The organism is Sorangium sp. So ce128 (assembly GCF_051525245.1).
GTDB classification, from domain to species: Bacteria; Myxococcota_A; Polyangia; order Polyangiales; family Polyangiaceae; genus Sorangium; species Sorangium cellulosum_B.
Genome location: NZ_CP150313.1, coordinates 8,666,811 through 8,687,350, shown reverse-complemented (window position 1 = coordinate 8,687,350; position 20,540 = coordinate 8,666,811). Strand labels below are relative to the sequence as shown.

The 20,540-nt window shown below is 68.1% G+C and carries 18 protein-coding genes and 1 tRNA gene; 9 read left to right on the top strand and 10 right to left on the bottom strand.

Features of this window, described 5'->3' with window-relative positions:
* Positions 1-272: 272 nt before the first annotated feature.
* The gene (locus tag WME82_RS33000; protein ID WP_438038544.1) at positions 273-1,232 is read left to right on the top strand and encodes an ATPase; all 960 of its coding nucleotides are present in this window, start codon (positions 273-275) and stop codon (positions 1,230-1,232) included.
* 9 nt (positions 1,233-1,241) lie between these two features.
* On the opposite strand, the gene WME82_RS32995 is transcribed toward WME82_RS33000, so the two are convergent.
* The 3 genes from WME82_RS32995 to WME82_RS32985 all read right to left on the bottom strand — a co-directional run bounded on the left by WME82_RS32995 (position 1,242) and on the right by WME82_RS32985 (position 3,651).
* Positions 1,242-1,841 (bottom strand): sigma-70 family RNA polymerase sigma factor, encoded by a 600-nt coding sequence (locus WME82_RS32995; protein WP_438038543.1) that lies wholly within the window; start codon positions 1,839-1,841, stop codon positions 1,242-1,244.
* A complete protein-coding gene (locus WME82_RS32990) occupies positions 1,834-2,454 on the bottom strand; it encodes a helix-turn-helix transcriptional regulator (protein ID WP_438038542.1) in 621 nt (206 codons plus the stop codon). Before WME82_RS32990 ends, WME82_RS32995 begins: the two co-directional genes overlap by 8 nt.
* A gap of 120 nt (positions 2,455-2,574) precedes the next feature.
* Complete coding sequence (locus WME82_RS32985) at positions 2,575-3,651, bottom strand: RNA polymerase sigma factor (RefSeq protein ID WP_438038541.1); 1,077 nt, start codon at positions 3,649-3,651, stop codon at positions 2,575-2,577.
* Positions 3,652-3,870: 219 nt separating this feature from the next.
* On the opposite strand from WME82_RS32985, the gene WME82_RS32980 reads away from it, so the two are divergent.
* Genes WME82_RS32980 through WME82_RS32970 form a run of 3 tightly spaced genes read left to right on the top strand, consistent with a single transcriptional unit; the run spans position 3,871 to position 8,220 of the window.
* Complete coding sequence (locus WME82_RS32980; protein WP_438038540.1) at positions 3,871-4,974, top strand: hypothetical protein; 1,104 nt, start codon at positions 3,871-3,873, stop codon at positions 4,972-4,974.
* A 20-nt stretch (positions 4,975-4,994) separates the two neighbouring features.
* On the top strand, positions 4,995-6,629 hold the full coding sequence (locus WME82_RS32975) for a hypothetical protein (RefSeq protein ID WP_438044951.1): 1,635 nt from the start codon (positions 4,995-4,997) through the stop codon (positions 6,627-6,629).
* Between the two features lie 37 nt (positions 6,630-6,666).
* Complete coding sequence (locus tag WME82_RS32970; RefSeq protein WP_438038539.1) at positions 6,667-8,220, top strand: hypothetical protein; 1,554 nt, start codon at positions 6,667-6,669, stop codon at positions 8,218-8,220.
* A gap of 198 nt (positions 8,221-8,418) precedes the next feature.
* On the opposite strand, the gene WME82_RS32965 is transcribed toward WME82_RS32970, so the two are convergent.
* The 4 genes from WME82_RS32965 to WME82_RS32950 all read right to left on the bottom strand — a co-directional run bounded on the left by WME82_RS32965 (position 8,419) and on the right by WME82_RS32950 (position 13,217).
* Entirely contained in the window at positions 8,419-9,519 is a 1,101-nt protein-coding gene (locus tag WME82_RS32965; RefSeq protein WP_438038538.1) for a hypothetical protein, read from the bottom strand.
* A gap of 87 nt (positions 9,520-9,606) precedes the next feature.
* Positions 9,607-10,173, bottom strand: coding sequence for a hypothetical protein (locus WME82_RS32960; protein ID WP_438038537.1), 567 nt, complete (start codon positions 10,171-10,173; stop codon positions 9,607-9,609).
* A complete protein-coding gene (locus WME82_RS32955; RefSeq protein WP_438038536.1) occupies positions 10,170-10,937 on the bottom strand; it encodes a hypothetical protein in 768 nt (255 codons plus the stop codon). The genes WME82_RS32960 and WME82_RS32955 overlap by 4 nt, the downstream gene beginning before the upstream one ends.
* Before the next feature lie 1,746 nt (positions 10,938-12,683).
* The gene (locus tag WME82_RS32950; RefSeq protein ID WP_438038535.1) at positions 12,684-13,217 is read right to left on the bottom strand and encodes a hypothetical protein; all 534 of its coding nucleotides are present in this window, start codon (positions 13,215-13,217) and stop codon (positions 12,684-12,686) included.
* Between the two features lie 1,002 nt (positions 13,218-14,219).
* Between WME82_RS32950 and WME82_RS32945 the strand changes: the two genes are divergently transcribed.
* Positions 14,220-15,245, top strand: a complete 1,026-nt coding sequence (locus WME82_RS32945; protein WP_438038534.1) for a hypothetical protein — start codon at positions 14,220-14,222, stop codon at positions 15,243-15,245.
* A 331-nt stretch (positions 15,246-15,576) separates the two neighbouring features.
* On the opposite strand, the gene WME82_RS32940 is transcribed toward WME82_RS32945, so the two are convergent.
* Entirely contained in the window at positions 15,577-16,668 is a 1,092-nt protein-coding gene (locus WME82_RS32940) for a peroxiredoxin-like family protein (RefSeq protein WP_438038533.1), read from the bottom strand.
* Between the two features lie 88 nt (positions 16,669-16,756).
* On the opposite strand from WME82_RS32940, the gene WME82_RS32935 reads away from it, so the two are divergent.
* Together WME82_RS32935 and WME82_RS32930 are read left to right on the top strand one after the other, a co-directional pair.
* Positions 16,757-17,671 carry a LysR substrate-binding domain-containing protein gene (locus tag WME82_RS32935; protein ID WP_438038532.1) on the top strand — a complete coding sequence of 305 codons (915 nt, stop codon included), beginning with the start codon at positions 16,757-16,759 and terminating at the stop codon, positions 17,669-17,671.
* Positions 17,672-17,937: 266 nt separating this feature from the next.
* The gene (locus WME82_RS32930; RefSeq protein ID WP_438038531.1) at positions 17,938-18,222 is read left to right on the top strand and encodes a hypothetical protein; all 285 of its coding nucleotides are present in this window, start codon (positions 17,938-17,940) and stop codon (positions 18,220-18,222) included.
* Positions 18,223-18,600: 378 nt separating this feature from the next.
* Here WME82_RS32930 and WME82_RS32925 read toward each other — a convergent pair whose 3' ends face one another.
* The gene (locus WME82_RS32925; RefSeq protein ID WP_437740451.1) at positions 18,601-18,945 is read right to left on the bottom strand and encodes a hypothetical protein; all 345 of its coding nucleotides are present in this window, start codon (positions 18,943-18,945) and stop codon (positions 18,601-18,603) included.
* A 262-nt stretch (positions 18,946-19,207) separates the two neighbouring features.
* Between WME82_RS32925 and WME82_RS32920 the strand changes: the two genes are divergently transcribed.
* Positions 19,208-19,290: transfer RNA gene (locus WME82_RS32920), tRNA-Leu, on the top strand.
* Positions 19,291-19,726: 436 nt separating this feature from the next.
* Positions 19,727-19,927 carry a hypothetical protein gene (locus WME82_RS32915; protein ID WP_438038530.1) on the top strand — a complete coding sequence of 67 codons (201 nt, stop codon included), beginning with the start codon at positions 19,727-19,729 and terminating at the stop codon, positions 19,925-19,927.
* A gap of 236 nt (positions 19,928-20,163) precedes the next feature.
* Here the strand turns inward: WME82_RS32915 and WME82_RS32910 are convergent, their stop codons facing one another.
* A complete protein-coding gene (locus WME82_RS32910; protein WP_231864341.1) occupies positions 20,164-20,511 on the bottom strand; it encodes a hypothetical protein in 348 nt (115 codons plus the stop codon).
* Positions 20,512-20,540 lie beyond the last annotated feature (29 nt).

The following is a 20,540-nucleotide window of genomic DNA, read 5'->3' as shown; positions in this document are numbered from 1 at the left end:
GCCCCGGCGCCCTCCTGCGCGCCCAGTTGGTTGCCCTGCGTTGCCATGGCTCGATGCCTGCGCGTGGCCGTCGCCGCTGCTGCGCAGCCTCGGCGTCCGTTTTCTCGGCGCCTCTGTCTCCTTGCGACCTTGCGCCCTTACGCCCTTGCGACGAAAGCGTCGGTATCGTGCTCTCCGGTGACCCGAAGCCTCGGCGGCGCCGATTCCCTCATTGAGCGACCGCGCCTCTGCTCGGAGGGGCGCTGACCTCGACAAGGAGACATCTCATCGCCATGGCAACGAAGGCACCCATCGCAGCTTCATCCAGGACCAAGAACGCCCAGAACACGCGCGCTTCGAGCGACGTCGGAGGCGCGCACCGCTCGTCGGGCGGTGCGCCCGAGTTCACGCTGAGCGCCGAGCGAGAGGCCGAGCTGCTCCGAGAAGCCGAGTCGCTCGGCGATAACACCTCACTCTTTCCAGGCAAGCTCGCTCGACGCGTCATCTGGGCGAGCCGCATCCAGCTCGCCGCCGAGCGCGACGCCGCGGATCTCGTGCGCACTCCGTTCGCCGAGGACGAGCCCCAGCTCACGCGAGAGGAGATCCGCGGGCTTCGTGAAAAGATCGAGCTCCTGCGCGTCGTGCAATCGCGCTGGCAAGCGGCGCAGCAGCGCCAGGAGCGGGCCGTCGCGGCCTTTCAGAAGCCGGCCGCCGAGGCCGCCCAGATCAAGCAATCGCTCCTTCGCTTCTTCGATCTCCGCTTCAAGAAGAGCCCCGAAGGTCAAAAGCGGCTCATGGCGATCCGGGCGGGCAGCGGCGACGCGGATCTGGTCCAGGACGTCTCCGATCTCCTCTTGCTCTGCTCCGAGCACGCGGAGGCCGTTCAAAAGGCGCCTCGCGGCGAGGCCGCCGCGGCGGACCGCCTCCGCGAGCTCTCGCCGGTGCTCGCGCGGATGCTCGCCGACAAGACGCTCTCTCTCGAGGCGGTGCGCTCGCGCAAGCTCCGCGACGCCGCGTACACCCTCGTCGTGAACGCCGAGCGGAGGCTGCGCGCCGCCGCGGAGTACTGGTACGCGGGCACCGACAAGATGAAGGACTATGCGCCGTTCCCCGTCTCCCGCGGCGCCTACAGCGGAGGAGAAGAGGAGGGGGAGGATGGCGGCGAGTCGGAGGAGGCCGAGCCGGAAGACGGCGAGTCGGAGGAGAGCGAGTCGGGAGACGACGAGCCGGGCGTTGAGGGGCAATCGCCCTGAGCTCGCGCATCACGAATCCCTGACGGAACTGTGTTCCGCGGGGGCGAACCGGAGCGATCCGTCTACCCGAAGCTCCATGATGTCGCGCACCGCACCGAGGGCCTTTGTGCGTCGCTTGTAGAGCGTGGAGAGAGGTAGCCCCGCGTCTTCTGCCACCTGGGCCATCGGAATCCCGTCCAGATCGTGTGCCATGAGCACGAAGCGCAGCTTCGGGTGAAGCTCGTTCACCGCGTCGATGGCTCCCGTTCTGATGCTGTCCGCTTCCATCACAGCAAAGGCATCCGGAGCTGGATCGGCCGCCTCGATCAAGTCGACGAGCTCCTCCCTGCGGCGCTGCATACGCTCGCGATAGTGCGAGGCGACGTGTACCGTGATCGCCTTCAACCAGCGTTCAGGCCTGCCGCGCTTCGGCTCGAACCTGGGCCAGCTCTCCCAGGCGCAGAGCCAGACCTGGCCTGCGACGTCGGCACGATGCCACTGCGGGACCCCCAGCCTCGCCAGCCAGCGCGGTACGGCACGGACCAGCGCCGGGCAAAACAAGCGCGCGTGCGCGGCGGCACGCTCGTCTTCATTCGACGGACGACCCGTGGCCTGGCTGCGCTCATCCATGGTTCCCTACTCCCGGAAGCGTCGTGTTCAGCGTAGAGCGCTCTACGTCCTCCCAATCGGGGGCGTCCGCGGAAGTCGGCCCACCTTCGTCACGCTGTAGCGGGAAGCTTGTCAGGTAGTCGTCGTGGAGCCGCCACAGGCGCTCCCAGTACCGAGCAGGCGTGCCGGTGAAGGCCTCCAGCTGCCGCGCGAGGCCGGGCGTCATGGGGAAATCGCTCTTCAGCAACCGTTCCACCTCCCTCGGCGATAGCCCCGTGCTCTCGGCCAGCTTCCTCCTCCACGAAGGCATCGTCGCGCAGAACGACTCGAGGACCCTTCCTGGCCAGGGGACAGGGCGCGCGCGGGCGTCTGTCAGCTCTGCGAGCGCCGCATCGACGTGACAGTCCAGCAGGCGCCGGTATCGGTCGCGCTCGCCCGCTGCCTGTTCCTTCGCATCGGTGAGGGCTGCCTCCTCGTCATCTCGCGCGTGCTCGCGCGCCTCGCGAAGCCCGCGCTCGCGTCCAAGCGCTTCGCGCGCGGTGACCGCGAAGCCGATCGCGACGCAGGCTATCATCGCGAGCCCGAGCGGCGAAATGAGCCACATCGCACCAAGTAGATCCTCCATGGTATTCATCGCGTTTCGTCTCCTGGACGCGCACGTCCTTGTCTGGACGCAGGGCAGATCTCGGCCTTGTGCCGTCCGACGACATCACCTGCGTCACCGCCCGCTGGCTGTCGGAGGTACGCCGAGGACTCAGCGAATTTGCGTCAGGAGCGCTTCACGCTCCGCGGCGAGCTGTCCTTGCGGGAACTCCAGTGCATGTGTCTCAAGCAATCGGCGCGCCTCTGCCTCTGCGACCGCGTTATGGTCCTCGACGGCCCTTCGGGCCTCGTCGATGAGGCTCTGCTCGCGCTCGCTGACGGCTGGGACCACGGCGCGGACGGGGAACGAGCTACGACGAACCGGCGCGCCTGAGGGAGCAGGCTCCCGTGCATCTCGGTCCTGCGCCGGCTGCGCGATCTCCTGGGTGGTCGGCGCGGTCGGCGTGGTCAGCGCGGCGGCCGCGCGCATGGGTAGTTGGACCGGCGGCTGCGCGATCTCCTCCACCGCCGGTGCGGGCGCAGGAGCACGCACCACCGCTGCTCGCAACCACGACTCCGGGCTGAACGAGTCCGGCGACGTCGCGACGACGGCGCCGGTCAGCACGAGGACCGTTCCCTGCACCAGGAGCTTGATCCTCAGGCGGCCTAGCCTGCTCAACCACCCCTCGCGGCCCCGCAGATCGACGGCGAACGGGACGCATGCAGCGTCGCCCCATCCGCGCGAGCGTTGCCGCGCCTTCCGGCGTTTCACCGCCGCGTCGAGGTCCTCGAGCGCTCGGAGGAAGTGTGTACTCACCGTCTTCGGGTTGAGCCCGAGCTCGGAGGCGATCTCGACGAGCGGCACCTCCTCGAGCGCGTGCTTGATCAAGACGTCGCGGTACTTGGGGTCGACCTGGTTGATCAGGTCGCGCAGGAGCTCTTCCCGCTGCTGCCTGCGGAGCATCTCTTCCGGGGTCGGGCACTCCGCCTGAGGCTCGTGATCGTCGAACGAGGTCAGGACCTCCCCCCGACGGCGTGCGTTTCGGACGTGGTTCCGCGCCTGGTTCCGGACGATGGTGGCACCGTAGGCGGCGCGAGCCTCCCCGAGCTCGATCCGCTGGTTTGCTTCCAGCTCCCGCAACAAGGCATCCTGCGCGAGGTCCTCCGCGTGTCGCGCAGGGACACCGAGACGCCGCGCGAGGCGCCGGAAGAACTCGAAGCCGGGAGGGGTGCTGCCTGGCTCGCCCATGACCGGTAAAACACCTGAGCCGTCCGGAGGGCTTCAAGAAAATGCAGGTCGGCTCTAGCGTCAGTCGGATAGAGTGTGACATGTAGGCGCGAGGCCTGCGACAGCACAGGCCGCGATGGTCGCATTCCCCGAACGGGCGGGATTTTCTCGTCGGAACGTTCAGGTCATGCCATTTTCCGCGCTGTTGACGCGTCACGGCTGGCGTGAGTACCGTCGTGCATGCGTTTTGTCGCGCAAACGCTCTGGATATCCTTGATGCTTGGCGTCGTTGTCGGCACTGCGCATCCGGTCCATGCGGAGGACCGGAATTCGGCCCCCGCACGAAGCGACGATTCGATCGTAAAGGACCATCTTCGCCGCGCCCGGCGAGCTCGGGCATCGGGAAAGTGGACCGAGGCACACGCCGCGTACAAGGCCGCCTTCGAGGCGATCGACTCGACATCTGTGACAGCGCGAGAATCCGCTGAGATCGCTGGAGAGCTGGGCCTCTGCGAGCTCAAGTTGCGCAAGTTTCGTGACGCAGCGGAGCACCTGGCTTGGAGCCTTGAGTGGCGCAAGGCGCTTTCTCCTGAGCAGCAAAAAGGATTCGCGGACGGACTGGCCAAGGCCGTTCCGTTCGTTGCGACGCTCTATCTGTCGGTGGATCCGCCGGATGCCGAGGTGCTCATCGACGGCAAGCCCATCGGCTTACCCAGGCGGACCTACAGACTGTTCTTCGAGCCTGGCAAGCACATGGTGCGGGCCCGAGCACCGGGCCGCGAGGAAGGCTCCCAGACGCTGGACGCGCAGCCAGCGACCGAGCCGACCATGACGATCCAGTTACCTCGCGCGGCCGAGAGCAGCGCCAAGGACAACGCGCCGGCGGTACCCAAGCCCCTGAGCGCATCGCCCCCTGCGCGCCCGCAGGCTCCCGGGCAGCCAGCGTTGTGGCCGACGACGCTGCGCATCGCGGGGATCGCCGTCACGACGGCCACCCTGTCCGCGGGCAGCCTGCTCATGATCCGGGCCACGAATCTTGACAGCGATCTGAGCGAACGCCGCGACGGGCTCAACGGCGGTGCGACGGCGAGCGGGTCCAGGTGCTGGCAGGCGGCGGACCGCCCAGCGTGCGCTGACCTGCTCCGCCTCCGAGACGAGCGCAACCTGTCCGCGGGCGTGGGCACGGCCATGCTCATCGCCGGCGGTGTCATCGGGGCAGCGACCGCCGCTTCCTTCTTCACGGACTTCTCCTTCCTGGGGCCCACGCCGGCTCAGGATCGGATCCACGCCTCGCCCGTTGCGAGCGGGCGAGAGATCGGCGTGATGATCGAGGGGCCGTGGTGAGCACATCGGGAGCCGAGCAGATGCGCTCGAAGGAAGGCCGGCGCGTGGCGACGTCGGTCGTCGCTGTCGCGATCTTCATGTGCGGCGCGAGCATGCTGACAGGGTGCTCGTACTCCGACCCTTGCTGGGAGGTGGAGGCGTGCGAGCCCGATCCGGTGCCTCCGCCCGGTCCGTGCGAGGGAGCGCCTGGCACGGCGCCGGCGCTGGATGAATGCGGGGTGTTCGTCAGCGAGCAAGGCGACGACAACAGCCCCGGAACGAAGGGCGCGCCGGTGAGGACGTTGCAACACGCGATCGGGCTCGCCGCGCATGGGCGAGGCGACGGCGAGGAAGCGACCCGGCGCGTGTACGCGTGCGGCGGGGAGTTCGCGGAGACGATCACGCTGCCCTCAGGGGTCGATATCTGGGGCGGGCGCCTGTGTGACGGCGGGGATTGGACGTACGAGGGCTCATTCGGCGGGCCCAATCACCCGACGATCATCGCTCCGCCGGGGGGGATCCCGCTGAGGGTCGTCGGGGAGGAGGGTACGGCGCTCGCGGGGGACGACACGACATCGGTGATCGCCGGCGTGCGCGTCGTGGCGGCGGACGCGTCGGCGCCGGATGGAAAGTCGTCGATCGCGGTGATTTTGAGCACGGGGGCCACGGCGATCGTGCAGGACAGCGTGATCGTCGCGGGCAACGGCAAGGATGGGGAGCCGGGAGAGGACGCGGACACCGAGCGGGCAGCGGACGGCATGGTGGGGAACGACGGCGTGGACGCCTGCGCCGCGGACTCCCCGACGGGCGCCCTCCCGGTCGTCACCGTGTGCGACGACGGCATCGAGTCGACGGGTGGCTACGGCGGCGACGGCGGGCTCGAGTCGGGGAGCGACGGTGCGCCGGGGCAGCCGGCGCCGGCGGAGATTTCGGAGCGCGATGGCCACGCGGGGCTCGGCGCGGACCTCGCGCGGTGCAGCAAAGGGGGCAATGGCGCACACGGTGCCGACTCCGATCGCGCGGATGGCGCGGTGGGCGTGGGCCGCCTCGGCAACGATGGATGGATCGGTGTCCGGGGCGAGCACGGCAAGCCAGGCGGCACCGGCCAGGGGGGCGGCGGCGGAGGCGGCAGCAAGTCGCGTGGGGAGATGGTCGCGTGTCGGGCAGGCCTGCCCCAGGGGGGCGCCGCCGGCGGCTCGGGAGGGAGCGGCGGCTGTGGTGGTCGGGGCGGCTATGGCGGCGGCTATGGCGGGGCGGCCATCGGCATTGTCGTGCTGGACGGCGCGGAGCTGACGATTGGGGCCAGCGACGTGAACACGGGCACGGGCGGACGTGGCGGCGTGGGTGGGAGGGGCCAAGCGGGGGGCATCGGGCGACATGGCGGCAACGGCGGAAAGGGATTTTCGCCCGACATGCCGGATGCGTGCTCGGGTGGCTGGGGAGGCAACGGCGGTCGCGGTGGTGATGCCGGCGGCGGGCTCGGAGGCGCGTCCGTCGGCATCGCCTACGTCGTGCCCAACTTCGCCATTCGACCCGGAACCAACATTGTTGCCGGATCCGCTGGGATAGGCGGCCTCGCGGGGAACGCCAGCCCGGAGGACGACGTGGGCAAAGGGGCGGACGGCCCCTGGGGGGAGCTCTATCATTTCGGTGCGGCAAGCGAGCCGCCCCATTGACTCGCGCTTCGCGAGACGCTGCCAGCGAGGGATGCCGATGCGTCTGAATTCCGCGATCCTTTTGGTCCCGCTTCTGCCGCTCGCCGCGGCCGGTTGCGGCACGGCGCCGGGGGTGAACGACCCTGACGGCGCGCCGCCGTGCGGCGGTACGTCGACGTGTGCAGGTGATCCGCTCCCCGATGCGGTCTGCCTGGAGCATCTCGCGGCGGCGCGGGCGATGGACGGCTGCGGCGTGTTCGTCAACGATCCGGTTCTCGGCGGTGACGACGCGAACCCCGGCACGAAGGACAGGCCGGTGACTACCCTGCCGCGCGCTATCGAGCTGGCGCGCACCGGGCGCGGTCGGGTGTTCCTCACCCGCAATGCCTTCGTGGAGTCCATCACGCTGCCCTCCGGGGTGGATCTCTATGGAGGCTTCGACTTCTTGGAATGGGAACGGCCGCCCGAGATTTCAGATCCGGTGTACGGCACGGCCAAGCTCGTTGGCCCCGTTGGGCACACCCCGCTGACCATCGAGCCGGCGCGGGCGGGCGACACGGGGGCTGCGGACGGGGTCTCGATCATCGATCACATGTTTATCCGCAGTCCAAGGCATATCGGAATGGTCGTTCGGTCGGGCGCCGTGGTTGAGATCATCGGAAGCAGGATCGAAACCGAGCAGGGACTGAGGGGCAACCATGGAGAGAGATGGCCAGGCCAGGCAGCGTCGGGGCCGGACGGGCAGTATGGGGGAGACGCGTGCTCCGCAGCGACGGTCCCGGGTGGGCCTCCGCCGGTGAGCTCGTGCGAGGGAGGGATCCCGAGCGTCGGTGGCAAGGGAGGCGACGGGCTCGCGGACGGCGCGAGAGATGGGGAGGACGGCGAGCCCGTACCCGAGCCGAACCCCAACCACGATGGGGAAGGAGGACGTGGCAACCGGGCAGACGGTGGTTGTAGCAGGGGCGTCGCCGGAAGGAGCGGTATGTGGGGTGTCGCCGGCGCACCGGGCAAGGGCCGCGGCCGGATCGATGAGACCGGATGGCACCCCGACAGGGCCGGCGACGGCGCCCGGGGGATGCCGGGCCAAGGCGGCGGCGGGGGCGGCGGCCGCAGGGGCGGGCTCGCGGTGTGCGACGTGGCCTCGAAGGGGGGCGCCGGCGGCGGCTCCGGAGGCGCGGGCGGCTGCGGGGGGCGGGGCGGCCGAGGGGGCGAGAACGGCCAGCCGAGCATCGTGATCGTGGCGCTCCACGCCAAGGTGACGGTGCGCGATAGCATCATCGCCGCCCGCGACGGGGGCCGAGGCGGCGACGGCGGGGAGCCGGAGGAAGGCGGCGAGGGCGGCTGGGGGATGCCAGGCGGCGCCGTGGGGGACGGCACGTGGTCCTGCGGCGGTGCCGATGGCGGCGACGGAGGCCCTGGCGGCTACGGTGGCCCCGGGCGCGGCGGTGACTCGATCGGCATCGCCTACCTCGACGAGGACCAGCTCACCCTGGAGGGGGTCACCTTCGAGCTGGGACTGCCGGGCGTGGGCGGCACCAGCTGGAACCACGATGGCACCACGACGATGGGGCCGAGCGGCGAGGCCCACCAGACGCTGCGCTTCCCTGAATAGCCGAAGTCACGTCATGGGAGAACGGCACGGACCTCCACGACGGCTACCACGATTGCAGGAAGGCAGGCAGCGAAGCGAACCACCGTGACGCCAAGAAACCATGGAAGTAGGAGGGGACATGCCGGGACGGCCCTCCCGCTCTCCTCTTGGCGATCTCGGCGGCCTTTCTGCTGATCGGGGCACCTTCCAGCAGTCGTGCTACGACGAAGCTACGGGCTCCGAGTTCACGGGCCAGCTCGCCAGGAAGCTCCACGCCCAGGCGACCATGGCGGCCGGCGGCTCGCCTTCACCGTCCCACGAGGCGACCAGCGCTTCGAGCTCGCGCGCGGCAGCTTCGAACTCGCGCCTGGCAGCGATGCCGGTTGGAGTCATCGGCGGCTCAAGGAGCACGCGAATCTTCGCAAGCGCGTCTATCAACTCCTTTTTGCGGAGGACGCCATCCGTCCTCACCACCCAGTAACAAGAACCGCTCTGCAGCTCTGGCATCAGGCTCCACAAGATGGAGTAGAGCGCCGCGAGCACGGTGAGCACCGCGACGAGCGACTCTGTCAGATTGCTCGCCTCGATCTGGACGCCGGGTGCGGGCTCATCAGACGGCGACGGCTCAACCCACCTGTGATGGTCCGTGAACAGGCAATCGTAGAGTCTAGCCTCCCCGGGGAGACGCAGGCCCGGCATCACATCGGGCACGAGCACGGTCCCGATCTCCGGCGGCATGCGTTCGCAACCGAAGGTCGCTTCGATGTCGGCGGAAATCCACTCCGCGCATGGCTGCTCGTCAGGCAACAGATCGAAGGTGGCATATTCCCTACTGATGATGGCGAACTTTTGTCTATCGTCCGGACGAGCGACGACCCTCGGATCGAACGGGCTGCGCCGAACGCTAAAATGTAGGCCTCGAAAATCGACCGAGAACGAGGCCCTCGTTTGTTTCACGATGTCGATCGTGCGTTCGCTATGGACGATGTAGTAAGGAACCAGAAAGCTCACATGGAACCACAGCGTTCGACCCGTAGACTCCGGCATGTCGATCGAAAAAGAATAACAGGCGTCGCAGCGTCCGGCCGGGAGATGCAGCGAATGGTTCATGAACCTACCAGGGAATCCGTCTTGGATGCGACGTCGCAGGCCGCGCCATCGGTCGCCCCTCGATGCCTCGATCCGCGCGCGCACGAGCCGGTCGTGCTCCTCAGTCTCCGCGCATCGCTGGACGTCGATATCGCCGTCATCCATAATCCCGACCCCACGGGGATAGTATCGATAGGCGATATCGAGTAGCTCATCAATGTTGTGTTTCATAGACTCACAATCCTGGAACCGATGTATCTGCTCTGTCCATCCAATCGCGTGCTCGGCCACACGGGCGGCATCCACCCAGGGGAACGGCTACGGGTCCACCCAAGTCCACTTGGGCGAGAAGAGGCACACGTAGATCGTCGCCTCGCCCATCAACACCCCGTCCATTGCCACGTCCGGCACCACCTCGTTCCCGAGTTCCGGCGGGATCGTCTGGTAACCGGGATACGCGGCCTCGATCTCTTCTGCAACCGCCGCCGGTATCTCGTCGGGCTCGCCCGTATCGTGGATCCCATAATAGGGCCCGAGGAGGCTTACGTGGAAGCTGAGCGAAGCCCTGCTGTTGGGCGAGGGAACGGGCTCCAAGTCCTTGGGGCGATAGATGCGGGCCGAGTACGCCGGGTCGCTCCCCCCTGCCACAAGGCTTAGCGACTCGTTTTGAAGGCCGTATCGATCCCCCACTCGGTGGATCATCGCTTTCCACGTTGGGTACTCCGCTCGCCCGCGGTTTGCGGCTTCCACCAGGCGGCGGTGCTCTTCCGTGTCGTCGTAGAAAGGCTCGTTGGGAGGCACGTGCCTGCGTTCGAAGTTATGCACGCCCCGCGGGTAGAAGCGGTAGACGACGTCGAGCAACTCCGAGCGGTCTATCACCATCATTTCGTCACCGAGGCGCCGAGCCCCTTATACTTGAACTTGAACGCAGCATCCACCGCGCTGCGAAACCTTTCGCAGAAGATCCCCGGCGGAAGATTGTAGTCCATGAGCTGTCCGACCTCCTCCGTGATCTCTTCGCTGAGGTTGGCTGCACGGAGCGAATCGATTTTCCCCATCAACTCAGTCCGCAGCGGCATCTTGATGGTGAGAGAACAGTGCCACTCGTTGGTGCCGCCTGGAAACCGGTGCTCAAACTTCAAGTTGGCCTTGGCCTCTTGATACCCGCCTGCCTTGCCCCGGCCGTCATCCTCGACGGTGGTGACAAACGGGAAGTCCTCCGGATCGAAATCTACCCATACGAAGTGAGCCATTCCAGGCTGCGGGCACTTCGAGCTGCACGCATCGCTACAGCTCAAGAAGATCGCTCCGTCCCCGGCTATGTCGCCGAATCCGGGGCATGGGTCTGGCGGGCTCGTCGGGCTCTCTGTCGGCCTCTCCGAGCTGTCGCTGTCGCTCGGTCTCTCCTCTTCATTTTCGAGGTCCGACTCGTTGCACGCGATCTTGCGCTCGCCGCCACCTTGGGGGTCGGCCCCGAAGTCACCGGATGCAGAGGAGGTGAAAATGGGGCGGGGCTCCGAGCCTGGACCGGCACCTGCACCCGAAGTTCTTTCCCCGACAGGATAGCAGTCGCCGAACGTCCAATTGCACGCCGCCAGCGCCCAAACCGCGATGGGCAAGGTCAATAATAGAACTTTTCTCACGTTCATTTCTCACTCCATCGAAGCACAGGACCAGCAACAACGATGACGGACACGTGGCCCGGGAGCACCAGACTGCCCCGACCGACCCAATCCACATTGGCGCTCACCGACACCCCCAGCGGTCCGGCGACGTACGCGTTGGTCTGCGCGTGGCCGCCTACGGCCAAGCCACCGACGCGGCCGCACAAGGTGACGCCGCACGCCGGCATGAAGTAGAACGCGACCGAGGGCCCTGCGCTGACGTTCCCGTCCTTCCACGCGTACCCGATGTCAACCGAGGTCTGGTTGTAGACCCCGAGCCCGTCCTCCTGGATCGGGGGTAGGATCGTGCACAGGTCGTGCACCGTGAACAGGATGTCTCGCTGGACAAGTCACGATATGCCCGCATGCGGCCCCACCGCGAGGCGCGGAATGGTACCGGCCTGGAGCCACCCGAGGCTCATACCGGCGCTCAACTCGGACGCCTCTCCTTGCGTCGGTACGACGACGAGCGGGGTGACGAGCAGGACCGCCCATGGGATCCGCCGGCTTCCTGTACCCATCGTCCCCTTCTCCCCTCTCCGCAACAGACGAGCAACGTGGCTACGCGGGCGGTTCTTCTGATAACAGGGATCCGGCGTCAAACGGAATCCAGACGAGAGGACCACAATGGACGTGAATCGTTCCGTCCAGAGCGTGCAGTGCTCTCGGCTGCCTGCGCGGCTCGAGTGCTCGTCCACCTGCTGGCGCCGGCTGCCGGTGCAGGGCGCCGTGCGAGCGCGCTGGCTGCCGCGCGGCTTGGGCTGCACGACGTCGTCCGCGATCGCAGCCCATCGCATACCGAGGTGAACAGGCAGAGGCGGGCGCCGACGGTGGCGCGCCTGGAACTCCACGACGGCGCCCAAGGGCCTGATGGTGGCAAGGTGGAAAGCCGCTCGGAGATCCATGAGCACCACTCCAGGCCGCGGCGCCGAGATCTCGCTCGCGGAGCTTGCCGGCGAGGGCCCCGAGCTCGACCAGGTGGATCGCGAGGGCCCCGACTCGCCGGCGTCCAGCTCGACCCCGCGGCTGCTCCCCCGCCTGGCGCCGTCCCAAGCGAGCAACGCCCTCTACGGGGTGCAGGCGGCCTACCGCGTCAGCGACGGCGTCGGAAGCGGCGGACGAGCGCGGTGCAGATGCCGACGAGCACGAGCAGGACCACGCCGACCCACACCCAATCCCAGGGATCCGAGCTAAAGGAGACGGCCACCGCGCCACACCCGGGAGAACACGCTCTTTTCATCAGGCACCCATCCTCTCATCAACCGCCGCCTTCGGTCCGCCGGCAGGTGCGGATCCCGCCGCGGTGTTCCTTGACGCCGCGGCCCCGCTATCTGCTCCGGCGCCATGTACGACGCCAGCGAGATCGCGCGCTCGCGGGCGTCGACCTCGACACCCGCGGCCGTTCTGCAGACCGTGGCGGCGGGCCCCCGCGCTCGAGGAGCTCGCCGGCGATGGCCTCAAGCTCGACCAGGTGGACAGTGGACGGCGACGGCCCCAAGCTCGCGCGGCGCTTCTACCAGGAGGAGATGATCCACTGCCGAGGTGTGAGCCGCTCGAGCTCCCCGCGCTCGTACCGCCACGGCGGCGCCGCCATGGAGGGGGCGCCGTGTCCCTGGCCCTTCGCGGCGGCTCCAGGTAGACACCGGCGAGGCCGCTGCGTCCGCGAGCTCAGACGTGAAGGCGGAAGGAGGAGCGGAGTGGTGCACAATCAACAATAAACAGCCAGCCTGTTCACTTCGACTTTACCTCAAATCTCCAAATTGGTCCGGTGGTCAACATCACGACCAGACTTCCAGGAAGAACGCGACTACTGCCGCTAGCCCAGTCCACATGGACGCTGGTAGACATGCCCAAGGGCCCGGCGAAGTACCAGTCGGACTGGGCGCGGCCGCCTGGAGCAACCCCCACCACGCGATCACAGATCACGGCACCACACACCGGCATCGAGTAGATCGCCAGGGACGGACCGAGACTGACGGTGGTTGTCTTCGTGGCATACCCAAGAGTGACGGCCGTTCGATCGTAGACCCCGATACCTGCCCCTGGAACGATGCTGAACATGTTGTGGACTTCGAGCCGGAAGTCCCCTTCGTTGCGCCAGAGCCAGCCGGCGAATGGGCTCACGGCAAGCCTGGGTTCGGTCCCGATCTGGATCCCGCCCACGCTCACGCCGCCGTGGAACTCGAGTGCCTGGGCCGGCGCCGGAACCACGACGAGCGCACCGACGTAGAGCAAGCCGATCTTGCCGAGTAAGCGCATGGACATGGTGGAAGCCCTGGCCGAGTCGCGACAGGCGTTATGAGAGCGCGCACGATCTTTCTGGGCATGACGTGGGCGTCAAAGAGAAATTCGGCGAGCAGAGCCCGAGTCTCTGGGGTCGACGCGTCCCGGACGGCCGCACCGCCGCGGCGAAGGGCTATGTAGCGCTCGCGCCCGCGCTCCTCGTCGCCAGCCGTCGTCGGCGTCCGCCTCGACCGCCGGGCCCCGCCGGGGGGCTGCACCGAACTCGCGCTCGAGCTGCTCGTCGGTGGCGCCGCGCCCGAACTCGACCAGGTGGACGGAGATCGCGTCGCGCTCGCCGATGTCCGTCCGCCTCGACCTCCGCATCCGGCCGTGGAGGCTGCGCCGCGCTCACGCTCGAGACCTCCCGCCCCGGGCGTCACAACGCACCGAGCAGGCTCAAGGCCGCGCCGACGTGCGCCTCGACCTCCGATGGTCCGCGCCGAGCTCGGCCGCGACGATGTGCAACCCGCTGCGCTCAGCTCGAGCTCGGCTTCGGACCGGGGCGAAGTTGACAAGCCGTAGCCGCAGGGACGCAATCCATGCCCTGAATCACAGTTGACGCCGCCCCTCCGCACACGCATCTGGAAAAACTTGGAGGGGGAGCATGCGCCACAGGCTGAAATTGAAGGCGATCCCTGTTCTTATTCCTCTCGGTCTCACGGTGTGGGCATGCAACTACGACGTGGGCGAGTGCTATCTTAGGGGGACGGAAGGCACAGGGGCCGGAGAACCATACCCACCGGGGTCAGCAGCTACGGGGGACTGGTTCGGGAACGGTGGCGATGTGGGGAGCGGCGCCACTGAAGAGATGGCTGGTTGCACTCCGGATAGGTCATGCACAGACATGTACGTCGACTGTCAGGACAAAGGCTATCCGTGTAACCGAATTGTCGATGGCGGCAAATCTCTTTGCGCAGTCTGTCGGCGCGACTGTCAGCTCAAAAAAAGATACACGTACGACGAGTGCTATCGGTGTGGGTTTGAATGAACACGACGATCCAGAAGTCCATTCGGGACGCAACGCATGTTGCCTTCGACACACCGACAACAGAGCGCCTGGTACGACTCGGCGCGGGTAATACGGTGCGTGCGTCCGACTGCCTTATTATCGGGCCGAGTCGAATGGATGCCATGGAGCATGCCCGGGCGCGTGAGGCATGGTGGTCTTCGTCCGAAGAGTGGGACCGGCTCTATTCATCGGATATCCGCTGGGATCTGCCCGTTGTCCTGTGGGTGTCACCGAGTCTCCACGAGCGAGTTAACCTCTGGAGGGCCTGTAGCTGGTTGCGTCACCTAGGGATCGCGCGTCACAATGTCTTTATCGTCGATTTTGATCCAGTACACCGCTCAAGGATCCCCGAGGAACCGCTGCCTCCGTTCGACTGCTCCGCATCGGTGTCTGATCATCCTGACGAGGTTCTTCTGGAGCGCCTCGACAAGGCGCGCCCCTGGCCACGGGAACGCTACGATCGTGCCGTCCGCCTCTGGGAGAGGTACGTCGATACGAATCCATTGCCTTTCGTCGAAAGGTGCACACGTGGCGTCAAAGGGTTCCCAGAGCTCGCTCCCTTGTGGGCGCTTCTCTCTTCCTTCTTTCCAAGAAGGACCACGAGAGGAGCCATACGCCTCAGTCGATTCGACGAGCTCATCTTGGCTCTTCTGTCGACGGAGTGGCAGACTCCGTTGGCCGTGTGCGGCCAAAAATCGCAATTGGGCGCCGAGTTGTGGGAGTTCCTCGACTGCACGGGCGATCTGTTCCTACCACGCCGACTGGAGCAATGGGCAGATCACGATTCGAGTGCGGTTGTGGAGCGGGCGACGGGACCGAAGCCGGCTGATGGCTACCCGATGCTATCGCTGGTCTATCGGCTCACCGATCGTGGCATGAAGCTCCGAGAAGGACTCGATCGGCTCGCGGATGCACCAAGCCTGCCGATTGCAGGGACCGAGGCGTATTCGACGTCATCTCCATGGGTGGTGCTCGATGATGGACGGCTAGTTCCGTTGTGATGGCCAGTCTGCGCCGTCCGCTGACAACGGAACGCTCCTCAGGTTGAGTGTTCGTCAACCAAGTGGTCAGCTAGAGGGCCGAGCGGCGAGGCCCACGAGACGCTTCGCCGAAGCCGAATAGCCGCGGTCACGTCCGGGGCGACGGCGCCGGCGAGGCCAGGTTCGAGGCGAAGCGGAGGGGACCGCTCGTGGCGGAGTTCGACGGGTTCAATGTGCAAGCTGCGGTACGGATCGAGAGATGGGACGATGAGGGCGGGAGCGGCTCGTCTTCCTGGCTGTGACTTCGAGCAGACCGCCGAGGTTGTCGTTGGCCGAGCCCTCGGGTGCTCCATCACCGCGCGCACACCTCGGCGGCCGCGCGCGCGCTCGACACCGCAGGCGCACGCGTCAGCGCGAGGACCTCGTCGACCGACCACTGATCGCCCGCGTGCTCGCCGTACTTGCTCGCGAGCACGCAGCCGTCGGGCGCGACGAGGAAGTCGGCCGGGAGCCCGAAGCGACCGCCGGTCGGGATCAGCGCGGGCGGCCGCTCGCGTCCGCGCAGGATCGCGATCGCGCTCCGCGCCACCGAGCGGACGATGGTGGGCCACACGCGCGGATCGAACACCGAGAGGAGCGACGGCTCGGCGCCGAGCTCCGCGTATAGCCGCTTCTCGGGATCGGGCACCACCGCGAAGGGGAGCCCGTCGGCGTGGAGCCGGAGCTCGTCGGCGCTCGAGTGGAACACGACCACCTCGCGGATCCCGGCCGCTGCGATCTCGTCGTGACGGACGGTGATCGAGCGGAGGTGGAGGTTGCACACCGGACAGCCCGCGAAGCGACGGAGCTGGAGGTGCACGATCCGCGCGGGATCGGGGATGCGGATCCGCTCGCCGTGGACGCCCACGAGCTCGCGCGCGCCGAGCACGGCCCCGGGCGCGAGCCTCATGACACGGCGGCGCAGGTCGCCGATCAGGCCGAGGGCTGCGATTGCGGTGATCGCCGCGGGGACAATCTGCCCGACGCCGGTGATCTCGAAGAAGGCATCGTTGGGGAGCTCGTAGGTGGGCGGCGGGAACATCCGGAGGAGCAGGTCGCGAGGCGCGCCCGCGAAGAAGAGGACGTTCTTCGCGAGGTGGTTGTATGCGCCCTCGAAGAGCCCGATCGACGTCACCGGGAACGCGAGGGCGAGCGCCGCGAGCGAGCCCCCGGAGATGCGGCCGGCGCGCGTGCCCGGGCTCCGCCGGTACCCCGCGTACGCCAGCGCGATGGGGACGCAGAGCGCGAGCGCGACGGCGGCGCCGTGGAGGCGCCACGGCGTCGCGTACCGAACGCCGCCGTAGACGTGGTGGATCGCGGTCGCGACGAGCGTCGTGATCGCTCCGATGATGACCGCCCGGGCGCGCGGGCTGGGAGAGGTGGCGTCGACGTTCACGGTGCTCATGCAGGGCACCGTGGCTCGTGCGCGCGGCGCAAACCATCGCCGAAGGCGAACAACTTTCGTGCATGATACGCATCAATCGAGGTGCGACATGGACCGGCTCGCAGCGATCGAAGCGTTCGTCGAGGCCGCGGAGCTCGGGAGCTTCACGCTCGCCGCGCGCCGGCTGCGCGTCACGCCGTCCGCGGTCAGCCGCCGCATCACGCAGCTCGAGGGCGAGGTCGGCGTGCGGCTCTTCCACCGCACCACGCGCGCGGTGACGCTCTCCGACGAAGGGCGCGCGTTCTTCGAGCGCGCCCGCGCCGCGCTGCGCGAGCTCGACGACGCGCAGCGCGCCACCTCGGGTCTGCGCGATCGACCGGCCGGGCTCCTCCGCGTGGAGGCGCCGACGGTGATCGGCCGTCACGTGATCGTGCCGGTGCTCGCGCGCTTCGCCGAGCGCTACCCCGACGTCGACGTCGAGCTCGTGCTGCGCGACGACCCGGCCGATCTCGCGTCGGAGCGGATCGACGTCGCGGTCCGGCTGGGCGTGCTGCCGGACTCGGGTCTGATCGCACGCCCGGTCGGCCGCTCTCGGATGCTCGTCTGCGGCGCGCCCGGCTACCTGCGCGAGCACGGCCGGCCTCGCACGGTCGACGACCTCGAGCGCCACGTGCGCCTCGGGTACGCGCTGCACGGCCGGCTCATCCCGTGGCGCCTCCGCGACGGCGTGAAGGTGCGCGAGATCGCGCCCACGCGGCGCATCGTCGTCGACGGCGGCGAGGCGCTGATCGAGCTGGCGATCGAGGGCGCAGGCCTCGCGTGGCTCTGCGACTTCATGCTGGCGCGCGCGGGCAAGGCGCGGAAGCTCGTCGAAGTGCTCCCGGACACCGCGTGCGATGCGGTCGCGATCTCGGTCGTATCGCTCCCGACCCGCCACGTCGTGCCGAAGGTGCGCGCTTTCACCGATCACCTCCGCCGCGCCCTCGCGCCCGACGGCGCGGCGAAGCGGCGCTCTACGCGATGATCCGGCGACCTGGTGAGCGGTGAGCGCGGTTCGGCGACCTGGGTCGTCTGGGTAGCAACGCTCGCTGCATTCGGAGAAGAGCGCTCCGCTTGCTACACTAGGGCATGCGCTCCTGGCTCCTCCTCCTTGCGTTGAGTGTTTCAGCGGCCTGCGGATCCTCGAATCTCAGCGGTGAAACGACAAGCGGCTCTGGCGCAGCGGGCGGCTCCGACGGCGCGGGCGCGGCGGGCGGCGCGGGCGCGGCGGGGGGTTCCAGCGGTGCGGGCATGACGCCCAGCTCCAGCGGCGCCGGCGGGTCGGGCGGCGCGGGCGCGGCGGGTGGTTCCGGCAGCGCGGGCGGCGCGTGGTCCTGCACGACGCCGGCCGCGTGTCAGCCCCTCGTGTGCCCTACGGACAGCGAGGAGCTGCTCATGCTGGACGGCACGGCGTGCCCGGAGCACGTCGGCCTCGAGTGCCCCAAGGCGCCCGGCTGCACCTCCGTGCGCTGCACGTGCGCGCTGAATCCGGAGACGGGAACCGCCTTGTGGCAATGCCTCACGCTCCCCTGCTGAATGAGCAGCGATGCCCCATGGAGTCATCGGCGGCTCAAGGAGCACGCGAATCGTCGCAAGCGCGTCTATCAACTCCTCGTTGTGGAGGACTCCATCCGTCTCCACCACGCAGTAAAAAGCGCGCGCCGCCGAGGCAGGCGGCGGAGAGAGCCCGAGGCGGGCGGCGCAAGTCGAGTGTCTCCGGTGGCGACGTAGATCGAGACGCGGCCCGGGATCATCGCACGCCTCCGAGTGCGCGAACGACGCGCGCCAGCGTATCCTCGTCGAACGTCGGTCGACCGCCACATCTACCCGATCGCCGGCCACGTCCCCGTCGCGGCCTTCACGCTTGATGACGCCGAGCGCGTCATGCGTGCACTCCCGCCGATGTCCCCCGCGTCACGCCGCCACATCGCGCAGCTTCTCCACCGGCTCATGGCGATGGCCGTCTTCCCGTGCCGTCTCCTCGCGACCAACCCGCTCCCCCGCGGCTTCCTCCCGAAGCTCGGCCCCGCGAAGGCGAAGGCCTGTCTCTACCCCGACGGGGACGCGCGCCTGCTGGCGTGCTCCGCGATCCCGCTGTGCTGGCGCGTCCTCTGGGGCTTTCTGAACCGCCAGGGCCCGCGCATCAGCGAGGCAGCGCGCCTCCAGGTGCAGGACGTCGACCGCGACCGCGGCGCGCTGCGCCTCGAGAAGAACAAGACGAACGACCCGCGCGCTTGGGCACCGCAGGTCCGCGCCCACGACACGCGCTCAACCTTCATCACGGTCGCCCTGGCGAACGGCCGCAGCGAGACCTGGGTGGCCGACAGAACTGGCCATCGATCGAGCGTGATGATCCAGAGATACCGCCGAGCCGCCAGGACGTTTGCAGAACTGGGCCTTGGCGAGCTAGCTTCCCTCGCCCAGGCGATCCCCGAGCTCGCCGGAAACGGCACAGGAAACCGCACAGAAGAGGGAGAACGCGGGTCCCAAAAAGTAAAAATCAAAGTAATATCAACGTCTTGGCCCCGTGGCGAAATGGCAGACGCGGTGGATTTAAAATCCGCGGCCCTCGCGGGCGTCCCGGTTCGAGTCCGGGCGGGGCTACCTCGTAAGTGCGGCGCGCCGAGCTGGCGGGCGATGACGCGATCTGGAGCCGCCGTACCCCCATCGACCAGGAGCCGCCAGCTCGATTGAGCTTCAACCCGCACCGCACCGGCACCCCGGCACCTCACACCCTCCACAGTTGCCCGACGTTGCGCAGCGCGCTTCGTGGTGTGGGGAACCGGGCGGTAGCGTCGGGTCGACCTCGCGCCCGGCGGCGGCTCACCTGAGCCGCTGGCCGCCTCGAACGGGACCAGGTCGCGCAGGGCGCGCGCCGCGCCTCGTGGCGTCGACGTGCCCGGGACGCCGCATGCCCGTCACGGTCTGATGGGAGCCTGCGATGGTCCGGCGGGAACCCGATGGGAAACGGCGCGCGGCCACGCTCGTGTCCTCTGGGCTCGACAAGCCGAGTGGATTCGAGTAATGGGAGCGCCACTCCATGGATCTGGACATCGACTGTTTGCGTGAGGCGAAGGTAGAGAACGTAGAACGTCTTGCTCACGCTCTGGGCGTCAAGCTTCCCGAGCACAAGCGCCACGACAAGCGCGCTTACAACCGTGAGCTCATCCGCGTGGTGATGCAGGGCATCCGGCGCGACGCCGAGCGGTCGCGTAGCCGCAGGTTCTTCGGTCGCAGCTGACGATTCCAGCCCTACAGTAGGCCACGGAAGGACGCTGGCCGACACTGTCCCTCTCCCGCTCCTGCCCTCTCCCGCTCCTGGCAAGACGGCAGTTCTCCGCACCGATCCGAGAATCGCGCTCCGAGGGTTGATCCTCCAGGAAAGCCGCCCCCCAGCGGCCTATCACCCTCCAGCGGCCTCCCGTCGGCCCCTCCACCCCGCGGCCACTGCCCCGCGGCCACCGCCTCCCCCAGCGCCTACCGCCCCTGCGGCTTGCTCCTCAGGGTCAGCCGGCTCCCGGTCACCCGGCTCCGTGCCGCCATCAGGAGCGGCGCCGCGGGTGTGAGCGGATCCACCAGGTCGTTCACCTGGAGCATCGCCCTGTCCGCCACCTTCCACGCCGCCGACAGCCCCGACGCCCCCTGCTGGGGCGACCCGGCCAGATCCAGCGCCCGGCTCAGCTCCTTGCCCACCTGCGCGATGCGAGCGAGCTCCTCCCGCGACGACCCCCCCTCCTTCGCCGCCGCGTAGATCGTCCGCACCACCCCGAGCAGATCCCGCACGGCATCGAAGGGAAACGGCGGGACGCTGACCGGAATCGGCACTGAGCCAATGTACAGCAACTCGCCCCGCA

Bases quoted from the DNA above. Each gene is read 5' to 3' on its own strand.
- WME82_RS33000 (WP_438038544.1), top strand. From the start codon at position 273: ATGGCAACGAAGGCACCCATCGCAGCTTCATCCAGGACCAAGAACGCC.
- WME82_RS32995 (WP_438038543.1), bottom strand. From the start codon at position 1,841: ATGGATGAGCGCAGCCAGGCCACGGGTCGTCCGTCGAATGAAGACGAG.
- WME82_RS32990 (WP_438038542.1), bottom strand. From the start codon at position 2,454: ATGAATACCATGGAGGATCTACTTGGTGCGATGTGGCTCATTTCGCCG.
- WME82_RS32985 (WP_438038541.1), bottom strand. From the start codon at position 3,651: ATGGGCGAGCCAGGCAGCACCCCTCCCGGCTTCGAGTTCTTCCGGCGC.
- WME82_RS32980 (WP_438038540.1), top strand. From the start codon at position 3,871: ATGCGTTTTGTCGCGCAAACGCTCTGGATATCCTTGATGCTTGGCGTC.
- WME82_RS32975 (WP_438044951.1), top strand. From the start codon at position 4,995: ATGCGCTCGAAGGAAGGCCGGCGCGTGGCGACGTCGGTCGTCGCTGTC.
- WME82_RS32970 (WP_438038539.1), top strand. From the start codon at position 6,667: ATGCGTCTGAATTCCGCGATCCTTTTGGTCCCGCTTCTGCCGCTCGCC.
- WME82_RS32965 (WP_438038538.1), bottom strand. From the start codon at position 9,519: ATGAAACACAACATTGATGAGCTACTCGATATCGCCTATCGATACTAT.
- WME82_RS32960 (WP_438038537.1), bottom strand. From the start codon at position 10,173: ATGATGGTGATAGACCGCTCGGAGTTGCTCGACGTCGTCTACCGCTTC.
- WME82_RS32955 (WP_438038536.1), bottom strand. From the start codon at position 10,937: ATGAACGTGAGAAAAGTTCTATTATTGACCTTGCCCATCGCGGTTTGG.
- WME82_RS32950 (WP_438038535.1), bottom strand. From the start codon at position 13,217: ATGTCCATGCGCTTACTCGGCAAGATCGGCTTGCTCTACGTCGGTGCG.
- WME82_RS32945 (WP_438038534.1), top strand. From the start codon at position 14,220: ATGAACACGACGATCCAGAAGTCCATTCGGGACGCAACGCATGTTGCC.
- WME82_RS32940 (WP_438038533.1), bottom strand. From the start codon at position 16,668: ATGAGCACCGTGAACGTCGACGCCACCTCTCCCAGCCCGCGCGCCCGG.
- WME82_RS32935 (WP_438038532.1), top strand. From the start codon at position 16,757: ATGGACCGGCTCGCAGCGATCGAAGCGTTCGTCGAGGCCGCGGAGCTC.
- WME82_RS32930 (WP_438038531.1), top strand. From the start codon at position 17,938: ATGACGCCCAGCTCCAGCGGCGCCGGCGGGTCGGGCGGCGCGGGCGCG.
- WME82_RS32915 (WP_438038530.1), top strand. From the start codon at position 19,727: ATGGATCTGGACATCGACTGTTTGCGTGAGGCGAAGGTAGAGAACGTA.